General features: G+C 70.0%; 12 protein-coding genes. 6 read left to right on the forward strand and 6 right to left on the reverse strand.

The annotated features are described in order from the left end of the window. Nucleotides 1–81: 81 nt before the first annotated feature. The gene (locus AC3A6X_RS28950; RefSeq protein ID WP_487845386.1) at nt 82–771 is read right to left on the reverse strand and encodes a winged helix-turn-helix transcriptional regulator; all 690 of its coding nucleotides are present in this window, start codon (nt 769–771) and stop codon (nt 82–84) included. A 110-nt stretch (nt 772–881) separates the two neighbouring features. Here AC3A6X_RS28950 and AC3A6X_RS28955 point away from each other — a divergent pair, with 110 nt between their 5' ends. After that, entirely contained in the window at nt 882–1757 is an 876-nt protein-coding gene (locus tag AC3A6X_RS28955) for a class I SAM-dependent methyltransferase (RefSeq protein WP_487845387.1), read from the forward strand. A gap of 22 nt (nt 1758–1779) precedes the next feature. On the opposite strand, the gene AC3A6X_RS28960 is transcribed toward AC3A6X_RS28955, so the two are convergent. The 3 genes from AC3A6X_RS28960 to AC3A6X_RS28970 form a co-directional block, all read right to left on the reverse strand. Continuing rightward, nucleotides 1780–3540, reverse strand: coding sequence for an adenylate/guanylate cyclase domain-containing protein (locus AC3A6X_RS28960; protein WP_487845388.1), 1761 nt, complete (start codon nt 3538–3540; stop codon nt 1780–1782). Between the two features lie 68 nt (nt 3541–3608). Next, nucleotides 3609–4748, reverse strand: a complete 1140-nt coding sequence (locus tag AC3A6X_RS28965) for a patatin-like phospholipase family protein (protein ID WP_487845389.1) — start codon at nt 4746–4748, stop codon at nt 3609–3611. Nucleotides 4749–4762: 14 nt separating this feature from the next. After that, nucleotides 4763–5710, reverse strand: coding sequence for a LysR family transcriptional regulator (locus AC3A6X_RS28970; RefSeq protein WP_487845390.1), 948 nt, complete (start codon nt 5708–5710; stop codon nt 4763–4765). Nucleotides 5711–5831: 121 nt separating this feature from the next. Here AC3A6X_RS28970 and AC3A6X_RS28975 point away from each other — a divergent pair, with 121 nt between their 5' ends. Genes AC3A6X_RS28975 through AC3A6X_RS28990 form a run of 4 tightly spaced genes read left to right on the forward strand, consistent with a single transcriptional unit; the run spans nt 5832 to nt 9379 of the window. Beyond that, nucleotides 5832–6992, forward strand: a complete 1161-nt coding sequence (locus AC3A6X_RS28975) for a CaiB/BaiF CoA transferase family protein (RefSeq protein WP_487845391.1) — start codon at nt 5832–5834, stop codon at nt 6990–6992. Between the two features lie 11 nt (nt 6993–7003). Then, a complete protein-coding gene (locus tag AC3A6X_RS28980) occupies nt 7004–7993 on the forward strand; it encodes a hydroxymethylglutaryl-CoA lyase (protein ID WP_487845392.1) in 990 nt (329 codons plus the stop codon). Beyond that, a complete protein-coding gene (locus tag AC3A6X_RS28985) occupies nt 7990–8370 on the forward strand; it encodes a VOC family protein (protein ID WP_309963731.1) in 381 nt (126 codons plus the stop codon). Before AC3A6X_RS28980 ends, AC3A6X_RS28985 begins: the two co-directional genes overlap by 4 nt. Nucleotides 8371–8410: 40 nt before the next feature. Continuing rightward, nucleotides 8411–9379, forward strand: coding sequence for a Bug family tripartite tricarboxylate transporter substrate binding protein (locus AC3A6X_RS28990; protein WP_487845393.1), 969 nt, complete (start codon nt 8411–8413; stop codon nt 9377–9379). Nucleotides 9380–9409: 30 nt separating this feature from the next. Here the strand turns inward: AC3A6X_RS28990 and AC3A6X_RS28995 are convergent, their stop codons facing one another. Further along, the gene (locus tag AC3A6X_RS28995) at nt 9410–9730 is read right to left on the reverse strand and encodes a hypothetical protein (protein ID WP_487845394.1); all 321 of its coding nucleotides are present in this window, start codon (nt 9728–9730) and stop codon (nt 9410–9412) included. Nucleotides 9731–9900: 170 nt separating this feature from the next. Further along, on the reverse strand, nt 9901–11745 hold the full coding sequence (locus AC3A6X_RS29000; protein WP_487845395.1) for a tannase/feruloyl esterase family alpha/beta hydrolase: 1845 nt from the start codon (nt 11743–11745) through the stop codon (nt 9901–9903). Nucleotides 11746–11940: 195 nt separating this feature from the next. Here AC3A6X_RS29000 and AC3A6X_RS29005 point away from each other — a divergent pair, with 195 nt between their 5' ends. After that, nucleotides 11941–12432 (forward strand): PTS sugar transporter subunit IIA, encoded by a 492-nt coding sequence (locus AC3A6X_RS29005; protein WP_487845396.1) that lies wholly within the window; start codon nt 11941–11943, stop codon nt 12430–12432. Nucleotides 12433–12437: the final 5 nt, after the last annotated feature.

Raw genomic sequence — 12437 nt, forward strand, 5'->3', positions numbered from 1 at the left:
CAGTATGCGCCGCGTGCGGCGCAAAGGGGGCTCGGTGAAAGCCCTCAGCGTGTCATGGTCCCGCAACGGGCGAAGGGCGCGTCAGACCCGCACCGCGGCCCGCGTCTCGGCGAAGGCGCTGCGGCCCAGCCAGCGCCACAGGTCGCGGGCATCGCGCGCTCCACCGGTGAGACGCACGCGCCGCTCGCGGATCTGGTCCTCCGCCTCGCGGTCGCCGGTCCAGATCTCGGTCAGCGCGAGCACGGTCGATTCGACGACGAGCGTCGGCTCGTCGCCCGGGTTGTCGCGGCAGAGATCGGCCGTGCCCTGGTCGATCACCAGCCACCAGCGCCGCTCGCCCTCGGGCGCATCGGTGAAGCGGAAGTGGACCACGATGCAGCGCCCGGGCGGGCATTCGTCCAGGTGCACGAAGCGGCGGATGTCCCACATCAGGAAGCCCGCGTCGAGCTGCCCGCGCTTGAGGCGGCTGCCGATCCAGCGTGCGCCCCAGTGGCCCAGCGCCATCACGATGGGGCGCAGCTCCTCGCCGGCACCGGTGAGGTGGTACTCGGCCGACGTGCCCGTGCCCTGGACGCGCTTGACCACGCCGACCTCCTCGAGCTTGCGCAGGCGCTGCGCGAGCAGCGAGCCCGACATGCGCGGCACCCCGCGCCGGATGTCGTTGAAGCGCGTGCTGCCGCACATCAGCTCGCGCACCACCAGCGGCGTCCAGCGCTCGCACAGCACCTCGGCGCCGCGCGCGACGGTGCAGAACTGGCCGTAGTCGATCATGGCGCCAATCTAGCTGCTTGCGCGCTCCGAGGCCAGTACAGATTCTGGACTGGCGAGGCGAGCTCCACGCGGCCATCCTTGCGGCACCACCACACCTCAAGGAGAGCACCATGAGCACCGTCGCCACCCCGCCTGTCTTCGACCCCGCCGCCTTCAAGACCACCACCCGCGCGCAATGGCAGGCCGCGGCCGAGGCCTGGCACCGCTGGGGCCCCTTCCTCGGCCGCTGGCTCGGCGCCGCGACCGACACCATGTTCGATCTGGCACACATCGGGCCGGGCTCGCGCGTGCTCGACGTCGCGGCCGGTGCGGGCGAGCAATCGATCGCCGCCGCGCGGCGCGTGGGCGCGGCGGGCCATGTGCTCGCCACCGATATTGCGCCTGCGCTGCTGGAACGCGCCACCGCCGATGCCAGGGCCGCCGGGCTCACGAACCTCGAGGTCCGCGAGCTCGACGGCGAGGCACTCGACACTTTGCCGGCCGCCAGCTTCGATGCCGTGATCAGCCGCGTCGGCCTGATCTATTTTCCCGACCAGCAGCGCGCGCTGGCCGGCATGCGGCGGGCGCTGCGGCCGGGTGGGCGAATCGCGGCAGTCGTCTATTCGACGCCCGAGCGCAACGCCTTCTTCTCGATCCCCGTGAAGATCATCCGCGAGCGCGCCGGGCTGCCGCCGCCGCTGCCGGGGCAGCCCGGGCCTTTCTCGCTGGGTGGCGAGGGCGTGCTCGAGGCCGCGTTCGCCAAGGCGGGGCTGCGGGAGATCGAGGTGCGCAAGGTGTCTTCGCCGGTGCGGCTGCCGAGTGCGGCGGAGTGCGTGCGCTTCGAGCGGGAGTCCTTCGGGGCCCTGCACCAGATGATGATCGGGTTGAGCGAGGAGGAGCGGGCGCGGACCTGGGAGGCGATAGAGGTCGCGCTGCGGGGCTTCGAGACCGCGGAAGGGTTCGAGGGGCCGTGCGAGATGCTGGTGGGGGCGGGCACGGTGTCCTGAACGGCCCGGCCGCCCTGCCGTTTCAAGCCACCAACCCGGCCTTGCGCAGCCCCGCCACGAAGCGCTCGAGCGGCGCCGGGCTGGTGTAGGGCAGGACGCGCAGCGTGAGCTCGATTGTGTAGCCGGGATGCAGGGCCATCAGCTCGCGCCAGATCCGGCCGGCCTCGTCGTGGCGGCCGGTGTGGCCGTAGAGCGAGGCCAGGTAGGCGCGCGTGACGTCCGACCCCGGCATCTGGATCAGGCGGCGCTTGAAACTCACTTCGGCCTCGGCGTCGTGCCCGAGGGCGAATTGAGCCCGCCCCTGCGCGTGCCGCCACAGGCTGAACTCCGGGTCGAGGCGCAGGGCCTTCGCGAGCGCTTCGACCGCCTCCGCGTGCCGCCCGGAGAAATCCAGGATGATGCCCAGCGTCCCATAACTCTGGGCGGAGTTGGGGTCGAGCGCCACCGAGCGCCGCGCGGCGCTCTCGGCCTCGTCCAGCCTGCGCAGCCACATCAGCGCGTTCGACATCGCGTGATGCGACATGGGCTCGGCGGGGTCCAGCTCGCAGGCCTTGCGCGCCACCGCCAGGTTTTCCTCGAGGTCGTCCGCCGTCCTGCCGTTCCAGGCGTTGGCGTACTCGACGCCGCGGGCGATCGCCAGGTAGGCATAGGCCTGCGCCAGCTCCGGGTCGATCGCCAGTGCGCGCTCCAGCATCTCGCGCGTCTCGACCAGGGCCGGTTCCGTGAACTGCACGATGCAGCTCTTCGCGCGAATGAGATAGTCGTAGGCCTCGCCGTTGACCTTGCCGCGATCGTGCCGGCGCGCCTCCTCGTTGCCGGTGAGACGCACCTCCAGCGTCTCCACGATCTTGCGCGTGACCTCGTCCTGCACCAGGAAGATGTCCTCGAGGTCACGGTCGTAGCGGTCCGCCCAGACATGCCCGCCAGATTGGGCATCGATGAGCTGCACGTTGATGCGCACCCGCATGCCGTGGCGCCGCACGCTGCCCTCGAGCACGTGCCGCACGCCCAGCTTGGCCCCCACGTCCTTGATGTCGACGTTCTGCTTCTTGAAGGTGAAGGTCGAGTTGCGTGCAATCACGAACAGGCCGGAGATCTTGGAGCAGTCGGTGATGATGTCCTCGGTGATGCCGTCGGCGAAGTACTCCTGCTCCGGGTCGCCGCTCATGTTGGTGAAGGGCAGCACGGCCAGCGAAGGCCGGTCCGGCAGGCGCAGTGCCGGAGAGTTCGAGCGCGCGGGCGGGGGCGCCGGCTCGGCAGGCTTCAGCTGGAAGGCATGGACCAGGTGCGCGATGTTCTTCATCGGCTGCTCGCCCTGGTCGACGAAGCTGGCGACGATCCGGTCGCGCACGGCTCCGTACACGGCGTCGGACACGACGATGCCGCCCGCCTCGGCCACCGCGCACAGCCGCGAGGCGATGTTCACGCCGTCGCCGTAGACCGTGCCGTCCGCCTTCTCGATGACGTCGCCCATGTGGATGCCGATGCGAAAGAGCATGCGCCGGTCCTGCGGCACGCCGCCGGTGGATGCGCCCAGCTGCTGCTGGACGGCGATGGCGGCCGTCACCGCGCCCGCTGCGGTCTCGAACACGGCGAGCACAGAATCGCCGGCCATGTCGATCACGCGGCCGTGGCCGGCCTCGATGCGGCTGCGGAAGACCGCGCGGGCGGCATCGAGCGCGGCCACGGTGCCGCGGTCGTCGCCGGCCATCAGGCGGGAATAGCCCACGGCGTCCGCCGCGAGGATGGCCAGCAGGCGTTGTTTGAGATCAGCCGAGTTCACCGATGCCAACTCCATGGGGAACAGACGAGTCCACTAGAGCCGCTGCATATTACGCTCCTCGCGGGCGCTCAGCGGTGCTCGATCACACCCTCGATCGGGTCCACCGCGGCTGTCTGCCATGGCGCCTGCGCGATCATGCGCCGCGCGTCGGCCAGGCCCGCAGCGCGGCGGTCCCGCACGGTCGCCGCGGTGAAGTCGATGTCCTTGGTCTGGTCCTCGCCGGCCAGCGGCGGCGCCACCAGGTGCACCACGTGCATGAGGGTGCCGCAGCCGTAGGCGGCCAGCTCCGCCACCTCCGGGTCGGCGCGCCGCGCGGCCGGGATCTTCTTCTGCAGCTCCCGGATCACGTGGCGCAGCCGGTGGATCTGCTTCTGGCGCGCGATGTGGCTGTCGGCCCGGCTGGCGTACTGGATGTCCTTCTGGCGCGCCATCACCTCGAGGATCGACTGCGGCTCCGGCGCGGCCTGCTGCCACATGTTGACGGCGAAGATGAGCGAGTCGCGGCGCGGCTTGTCGTCGAGCACGGCCTCGAGCGGCGTGTTGGAGTAGATGCCACCGTCCCAGTAGGGCTGGCCGCCGATGCGCACGGCCGGAAAGGCCGGCGGCAGGGCGCCGGAGGCCATCACGTGCTCGATGCCGAGCTGCTCGTCGCGGGTATCGAAGTAGCGCATCTCGCCGCTGCGGGCGTTCACCGCGCCCACCGTCATGCGCATGCGGCACAGGTTCAGGTAGTCGAGGTCGAGCAGCTCGTTCAGCGTCTCGCGCAGTGGCGCGGTGCTGTAGTAGGAAGCAGCCTCGATGCCGAGCGGCGCGGCCGGCCCGCGCAGCGCGTACAGGTTGGGCGTGAAGAAGTCCGGAATGCCGCGCACCAGGGTCGCCATGTTCGACAGCAGCCGGCCCAGTTCCGGCCATGCCGGCAGCTCGGGCCCGGCGGTCAGGGCCTGGATCTGCGTCCAGAAGCGATCGAGCCGGTCGAGCCGCCGCTCAGGCGGGTTGCCCGCGATCAGCGCGGCGTTGATGGCGCCGATGGAGGTGCCGATGACCCAGTCGGGCTCGATGCCCGCCTCGTGCAGCGCCTGGTAGACGCCGACCTGGTAGGCGCCCAGCGCGCCGCCACCCTGGAACACCACCACCACCTGGCCGGGCAGGGTGCGCTTGGCCGCGGGCGCGGGCGGGCCGTTCGTGCGTTGCCTTCTTGGGTTCGCCATGGCTCCTTCTCCGATCAGGTCGCTGCCGCGCGTTCCGCACCGGGCCGGTGGTCGTCGCCCGAGGCCGCGAGGTGCCGCAGCAACAGGCCCGCGGCCGGCGACAGGGCCTCGCCGGTCTTGGTGGCCATCAGCAGCCGGCGCACCGCCCAGGCGTCCTTGAGCCGCACGACGCGCAGGTCCAGCACGCTGACCTGCGCCGAGCAGGCCGCCAGCGGCACCACGCCGATGCCCAGGCCGGCCGCGATCATGTGGCACATCGCATCGAAGCTGCGCACCTGCACCCGCAGCCGCATCGGAACGCCGGCCTGCTCGGCCGCGCGCGAGGTCAGCTCGAGCAGCGAGCTGCTGCGGTTCAGGCCCACGAACTCGTAGGCCAGGCAGGTCTTGAAATCGACCCGCTTCAGGCGCGCCAGGGGATGCTGCCTGGCGCACAGCACCACCAGCTCGTCGGTCTGGAAGGGCGCGATGTCCAGCCCGTAGGCCGGCGTGTTCTCGGCGAACACGCCGACGTCGGCCAGGCCGTCGACCAGGGCGCGCACGATGTCGCCGCTCAGCTGCTCCTCGACCTCGACGCGGATGTCGGGATGCCGCTCCAGAAAGGTTGCGAGCGCCGCCGGCAGGAACTCCGTGAGCGCCGACATGTTGGCCCACAGCCGCACATGGCCGCGCACCCCGGCCGCGTAGTCGCCCAGCTCGCTGCTGAACTGCTCGAAGCCCTGGAACAGGCGCATCGCGTGCTGCATGGCCACGTGGCCGGCCGGCGTCAGCGCAATGCCCTGGGCGCTGCGCTCCAGCAGCTTCGAGCCGGTGGCGCCTTCGAAATCGGAAAGGCGCCGGCTCGCCGCCGAGAGCGCCAGGTGGCAGGCCTCGGCGCCCTTGGTGATGCTGCCCGATTGCGCCACCGCGCAAAACAGGCGCAGGGTGACGAAGTCGATGCGGGCCGGGTTGATCGTTCGGGCCATGGGGCGATTCTAGGGAGGGCCTTCGCATTTTGCGAAGCCCTTCTGCCGTCAAAGCAATTCCGCAAAGGCCGCCGCTTTTCTACAGTGAAGGCCATTCCACTCAAGAGACAAACGCAACGCCATGAACGCACTCGAAGGCCTCAAAGTCCTGGAACTCGGCCAGCTCATCGCCGGCCCCTTTGCCGGCAAGACCCTGGCCGAATTCGGCGCCGACGTGATCAAGGTCGAGCCCGCCGAGGTGGGCGACCCGCTGCGCAAGTGGCGCATGCTGCGCAACGGCAGCTCGGTGTGGTGGGAAGTGCAGTCGCGCAACAAGCGCTCGGTCTGCCTGGACCTGCGCAGCACCGAAGGGCAGGCGGCGGTGCGCGCCCTGGCGCTCGAGGCCGACGTGCTGATCGAGAACTTCAAGCCCGGCACGCTGGAGGGCTGGGGCCTGGGCTGGGAGCAGCTGCATGCCCTCAACCCGAAGCTGGTGATGCTGCGCATCTCGGGCTACGGCCAGACCGGCCCTTACCGCGACAAGCCCGGCTTCGGCGTGCTCGGCGAATCCATGGGCGGGCTGCGCTACCTCAGCGGCGAGCCGGGCCGGGTGCCGGTGCGCGTGGGCATCTCGCTGGGCGACACGCTGTCGGCGCTGCACGGCGTGATCGGCGTGCTGATGGCGCTCTACCACCGCGCGGCCCACGGCGGTGAAGGCCAGTTCATCGACGTGGCGCTCTACGAGTCGGTCTTCAACGTGATGGAGAGCCTGCTGCCCGAGTACGACGCCTTCGGCGCGGTGCGCGAGCGCGCCGGCAGCGCGTTGCCGGGCATCGCGCCCACCAACGCCTACCGCTGCAACGATGGCCACTACGTGCTGGTGGCCGGCAACGGCGACAGCATCTTTCGCCGGCTGATGCGCGTGATCGAGCGCCCCGACCTGGAGGACGACCCGGCGCTGCGCCACAACGACGGCCGCGTGGCGCAGGTCGAGATGCTCGATGCCGCCATCGAGGCCTGGACCGTGCAGCGCAGCCGCGACGAGGTGCTGGCCGCGCTCGATGCGGCCGGCGTGCCGGTCGGGCGCATCTACACGGTGGCCGACATCGCGAGCGACCCGCAGTACCTGGCGCGCGAAATGATCATCGAGGCGCCGACCTCCGATGGCCGCACGCTCAAGGTGCCGGGCATCGTGCCCAAGCTCAGCGCCACGCCGGGCCGCATCGCGCATCCGGCGCCGCGGCTGGGCCAGCACGACGATCAATTGCAGCCCGGCGCCGGCTGGCCCGCGCGCACTCACTGAAAGGACTTCACATGAACACCGGCAACGGCACGCGCCTCTTCGTCAACGAGGTCGCCACCCGCGACGGCTTCCAGATGGAAAGCCGCTTCATCCCCACCGAGGACAAGATCGCGCTGGTCGACCGCCTGAGCGGCCTGGGCTACGCCAAGATCGAGGTCACCTCCTTCACCTCGCCCAAGGCCATCCCGGCGCTGCGCGACGGCGAGGAGGTCATGGGCCGCATCGCGCGCCGCCCCGGCGTGGTCTACACCGCGCTGGTGCCCAACCTGCGCGGCGGCGAGCGCGCGCTGGACAGCCGCGTCGACGAGTTCAACATCGTGATGTCGGCCAGCGAGACCCACAACCTCGCCAACCTGCGCATGACGCGCGAACAGTCCTTCGCGCAGCTGGCCGAGGTGATTGCGCTGGCGCGACAGGCGAAAGTGCCGGTGAACGTCTCGCTGTCCTGCGTGTTCGGCTGCCCGATGGAGGGCGAGGTGCCGCTCGCGGGCGTGCTGGGTTGGATCGACCGCTTCGCCGCGCTGGGCGTGGCCGGCATCACCCTGTGCGACACCACGGGCATGGCCTATCCGACGCAGGTGCAGCAGGTCTGCGCGAGCGCGCTGGAGCGCTTCCCCTCGCTGGACTTCACCGCGCATTTCCACAACACCCGCGCCATGGGCCTGGTCAACACGGTGGCGGCGGTGGAGGCCGGCGTGCGCCGCTTCGACATGTCGCTGGGCGGCATCGGCGGCTGCCCCTATGCGCCCGGCGCGACCGGCAACGTCGCGACCGAGGACGTGATCCACATGCTGCAGTGCATGGGCTACGACACGGGCATGGACCTGGGCGGCCTGATCGGCGCCGCGGCCCAGCTCGAAGCGCTGGTGCAGCACGAACTGCCGGCGCAGGTCTCCCGCGCCGGCCATCGCCTCACGCGCCATGCGCCGCCGGCGGATTTCAGCGAGATCGTCGAGCGCGCCAAGGCGCGTGGCGAAGGCAGGAAGGAGCTGCAAGCATGATCGACCATCTGGACCACCTGGTGCTGACCACCGCCGACGAGCCCGCCTGCGTGCGCTTCTACGTCGAGGTCATGGGCATGACGCTCGAGACCTTCGGCGAGGGCCGCAAGGCCTTCCGCTTCGGCAACCAGAAGATCAACCTGCACCTGAAGGGCCACGAGTTCGAGCCCAAGGCGCAGGCGCCGATGCCCGGCGCGCTGGACCTCTGCTTCATCGCCGCCGTGCCGCTGGACGACGTGATCGCGCGCCTCGCCGAGAAGCAGGTGCCCATCATCGAAGGCCCGGTGATGCGCACCGGCGCGACGTCGCGCATCCGCTCGGTCTATGTGCGCGACCCGGATCTCAACCTCATCGAGATCTCGGAGCTGAAGGCCTGAGCTCACCCATACCCGATTTTTTTTGAAAAGGAGACAACACATGAAACTCGCCCACAGTCTGCTCGCGGCCTGCGCCGCATTCGCCGTGATGGCCTCGCACGCCGACACCTTTCCCTCGAAGCCCATCACCTTCATCGTCCCCACGGCGCCGGCCGGCTCCACCGACATCATGGCGCGCCTGGTCGGCGATCCGCTGTCGCGTGCGCTCGGCCAGCCGGTCGTGGTCGACAACAAGCCGGGCGCCAGCGGCAACATCGGCACCGAGGCCGTGGCCCGCGCCGCGCCCGATGGCTACACGATCCTCATGCAGTACTCCGGCTATCACGTGGGCAACCCCGCGCTGTTCCAGCAGATGAAGTGGAGCCCGACGAAGGACTTCGTGCCGGTCGCGCTGGTGATGCGCGCGCCGCACGTGGTGGCGGTCAGCGGCAAGCTGCCGGTCAACTCGATGAAGGAGCTGATCGAGTACGGCAAGAAGAAGGGCGACGGCGGCCTCAACTACGCCTCCTCCGGCAACGGCTCGATCCAGCACATCGCAGGCGAGCTGCTGTCGCGCCAGGCGAAGCAGCCGATGACCCATGTGCCCTACAAGGGCTCGGGCCCGGCGATCAACGACCTGATCGCGGGCAATGTCGACATGTTCATCACCACGCCGCCCTCGGTGATCGGCCACATCGCGAGCGGCAAGCTCAAGGCGCTGGCGTACACGGGCACCCAACGGCATCCCTCGATGCCCAATGTGCCGACGTCGGCCGAGGCCGGGCTGCCCGGCTACGAGGTGGATTCGTGGTTCGCGGTCTTTGCGCCGGCGAAGACACCGCCGGAAATCGTCGCCAAGCTGAGCAGCGAAATCCGCAAGATCGTCGAGAGCGAGAGCTTCCGCAAGAAGGTGGACGACCAGGGCGCCTTCGCCGTCTACATGGACCCGCCCGCGCTGGGCAAGTTCGTGGACCAGGAACTGGCGAAATGGTCGAAGGTGATCAAGGCGGCCGACATCAAGGCCGACTAGGGACTCAGGCGGCGCTGCGGCCGCCGGTGATCAGAGGGCGGCGCCGGCCTCGGCGATGAACTTCAGCAGGTCGTGGTAGCCGGGGCCGAACTCCTGCGTGTCCACGCCGGCCAGCAGTTGCAGGCTCTTGGCCCGCGCCGTGCCGTCGATGCCGCGGGTGGAGCGCACGCTCAGTTCGGGATTGGCGTCGCCCTCGTCACGCTCGGACTCGCACACCACCACGATAGCGCCCGCGCACATCGCCAGGTCACCGCGCCGGAACAGGCGGCGCGCATCGGCCGGCCGAAAAACCAGCCGGGGCGCGCGGCGCGGGGCGGTGGTGGGCGATTGTGCGAAGGTGATCTTGGCCATGGAAGTGCTCGTGGAACGAAGCGGTGCTGTGATGGCGCCAATGGTCTCGCAAAAAGTGATGGGAGAGGAGATTCCCCTAGGCGGGAAGGTCGCCAAACTGTGGCATTAGTCGCCACGGGGTGCAACAAATCATCCGGCATAAGGCTGACGGCGTAATCGTAAGTTCTCATTCAGGAGCAAACGTACGACGCCGCCAGCCGCGGATCGCCGCCGGTCAGCGTGGCCTTGGTCGGATACAGGCACAGCGGTCGCGAACTGGCCGGCGAGGTGCCGGTGGCCGGCGCCGAGACGTCGATGCGCTCGGGCGAGTTGCCGCTTTCCACCCACAGCGTCAGCGCCAGGTAGAGCTGGGCGTTGGTCGGCAGCGGCGGGTTCGCGGCCGGGTTGGTGGTGCCGTTGCCGAAGGTGTGGCCCATGCCGGGCACCAGGAACAGCCGGTAGAAGTTGCGAGCCACCGTATCGCCGCCCGCCCGCGAGGCGAGCCGGGTGTAGTAGTTCACGGTGCCCTGCGGCGGGATCAGCGTGTCGGCGAGGCCGTGGTAGACCAGCATCTTGCCGCCGCGCGCGGCGAAGCGGTCGATGTTCGGGTCGTCGGTGTTGATGTTGGCGAAGGCGGCCTGCAGGGCAACACCTTGGTCGAAGGCGTTGGAGAGGTTCGCGTACGACAGGGTCGTCCATCGGTTGATGCCGTTGCCCGTCGCGTTGATGAAGGAAGGCGTGGCCCAGGTCGGGTCCTGCAGTTCCAGAGCCACCATGTCGGTCGCGAGGGTGTTGGGCGTCGCGCCGCCCAGCCCCGTCAGGCTGGTGCCGCGCGTCAGCCCGTACCAGCGCTGGTTGGCCGACGTGGCGGGCGAGGTCGCGAAGCCGTTATCCGCCGAGGGGGAGGGCACCGAGCCGTTGCTGGTCTGCCCGTACCAGATCTTGTTCATCGCCAGGGCCTGGGCGGCCGTGACGCAGCTGCCGGCCGGTCCGGTGCCGCCGCTGCTCGGGCACAGCACGGCGGTGTCCAACTGCGGGTCGTAGCGGCATTGCGAGGGGTCGGGGATGTAGCCGAGGTGCTGGCTGTTCACCACGTCACAGGCGTTGATGGCGGCATTGCCCATCAGCGTCAGTTGGGCTGCCGTCAGCGGCACGCCGCCGAGGTCGCGCTGGTAGACGATCTGCGGGTACAGCCCGGCGGTGGTGAACTTCGTCCAGTTGATGGCCGGCGCGCCGGCCAGGATGCCGTCGAAGTCGGCCGGGTTCGCCTGCGCCTCCATGTGGCCCTGGCGGCCGCCGGTGGAGAAGCCGTTCCAGTAGGAAAAGCGGGGTGCGGTGCCGTAGAAGGCGGTCGCCAGCGCCTTGGTCTTGACGGCCATCTCGTGGATGCCGCGCTGCGCGAAGTCGTTCCACAGTGCCGTGTTCACCGTGCCGTCGGGCTTCATCGCGAAGGAGCCGCCGTTGGCGGTGTTGGCGTGGCCGGTGTCGGTGCTGGCCGAAACCGCGCCTTCCACCATGGCGGTGTCGGCCGGCGTGCCGGCGGGATCGCCCGTGACGCCGGCCAGCGCCGTCAGCGAGGTATGCACGCCGCCGGCCCAGCCGCCGCCGCCCTTCACATGCACGCGGCCGTTCCACTTCGACTCGCCGGGCAGCCAGACCTCGATGCCGATGCCTGGCGAGGTCGAGGGCGCGTCCGTCGGGCCCGGGTTGCCCGGCCCTACCAGCAGTTTCACCACGCAGAGGTCGGTGGTGGCGGTGGGCGTGGAGGGCGTCGGGGCGCCCGTCAGCAGCAGCGGATCGCCGGTCTTGAAAGACTTGACCAGCAGCACGCTGGTGTTGGCGTCGGGCTTGAAGCCGGACTTGATCGAGTCGTCGCAGGAGAGCCGGGTCTGGCCCGGCGGCGGCAGAACCACGCCGCCGCCTCCATGCCCGCCACCGCCGCCGCCGCCGCAGGCCGCGAGGCCGCCGGCCGCCGCGATGCAAGCCATGCGGCCCCATGTCGTCGCCCAGACCTCGAACCGGCTGTGTCCATGCATGACGTCCCCCTTTGCCTCGGCTGTCCGCCGTGGCCGGCGGCTGAGCGCCAAAGGGGTCTTGCGCTGCGAGAGGCGTGCGATGGGTAGGACGATGCCGCCGGCTGGCGAGCGGCGGCGGCCTACACACCGGAATGCCGGGTGTGAGGCGATTCAGTCGGAGCGAGAATGGGGCCGGCACAACGAGAGGACGACCGGATGAGCAAGGACATCGCGCAGATCGCTGCCTGGTTGCAACCGCAGGAGATCCTGTTCGACGTCGACGTCCGGGACCGGCCTCATGCGCTCGAGGTCGCGGCGGCGGCGATCTGCCGCGCCCGTGGGCTCGACCCGGCGCCGGTCGTTCGCGCGCTGTGGCGGCGCGAGCAGGCAGGCACGACCGCACTCGGCGACGGATTCGCGATTCCGCACGCCTGCATCGGCGGCATCGCACAGCCGACCACCCTGTTCATCCGCACCCGCCGTGCCATCGCCTTCCATGCGCCGGACGGCAAGCCGGTCTCCCAGCTGCTCGCCATCCTGGTGCCGGAGGAGGGCGCCAGGGACGATCACCTGCAATTGCTCGCGCTGGTCGCCCGGCTGTTCTCCGACAGCGGCTTCCGCGCGCAGCTCGACATGGCGTCGGATGCGGGGGCCACCGCGGACGCGTTCCGGGCCGGGATCGCACGTGTGGCTTCCGCGTCGTCGTAATGCTC

The sequence above is a fragment of the Variovorax sp. Soil_C_12 genome (assembly GCF_057657375.1).

What these genes read in the sequence shown, in the direction of transcription:
- AC3A6X_RS28950 (WP_487845386.1), bottom strand. Translation starts at nt 771, where the DNA reads ATGATCGACTACGGCCAGTTCTGCACCGTCGCGCGCGGCGCCGAGGTG.
- AC3A6X_RS28955 (WP_487845387.1), top strand. Translation starts at nt 882, where the DNA reads ATGAGCACCGTCGCCACCCCGCCTGTCTTCGACCCCGCCGCCTTCAAG.
- AC3A6X_RS28965 (WP_487845389.1), bottom strand. Translation starts at nt 4,748, where the DNA reads ATGGCGAACCCAAGAAGGCAACGCACGAACGGCCCGCCCGCGCCCGCG.
- AC3A6X_RS28970 (WP_487845390.1), bottom strand. Translation starts at nt 5,710, where the DNA reads ATGGCCCGAACGATCAACCCGGCCCGCATCGACTTCGTCACCCTGCGC.
- AC3A6X_RS28975 (WP_487845391.1), top strand. Translation starts at nt 5,832, where the DNA reads ATGAACGCACTCGAAGGCCTCAAAGTCCTGGAACTCGGCCAGCTCATC.
- AC3A6X_RS28980 (WP_487845392.1), top strand. Translation starts at nt 7,004, where the DNA reads ATGAACACCGGCAACGGCACGCGCCTCTTCGTCAACGAGGTCGCCACC.
- AC3A6X_RS28985 (WP_309963731.1), top strand. Translation starts at nt 7,990, where the DNA reads ATGATCGACCATCTGGACCACCTGGTGCTGACCACCGCCGACGAGCCC.
- AC3A6X_RS28990 (WP_487845393.1), top strand. Translation starts at nt 8,411, where the DNA reads ATGAAACTCGCCCACAGTCTGCTCGCGGCCTGCGCCGCATTCGCCGTG.
- AC3A6X_RS28995 (WP_487845394.1), bottom strand. Translation starts at nt 9,730, where the DNA reads ATGGCCAAGATCACCTTCGCACAATCGCCCACCACCGCCCCGCGCCGC.
- AC3A6X_RS29000 (WP_487845395.1), bottom strand. Translation starts at nt 11,745, where the DNA reads ATGCATGGACACAGCCGGTTCGAGGTCTGGGCGACGACATGGGGCCGC.
- AC3A6X_RS29005 (WP_487845396.1), top strand. Translation starts at nt 11,941, where the DNA reads ATGAGCAAGGACATCGCGCAGATCGCTGCCTGGTTGCAACCGCAGGAG.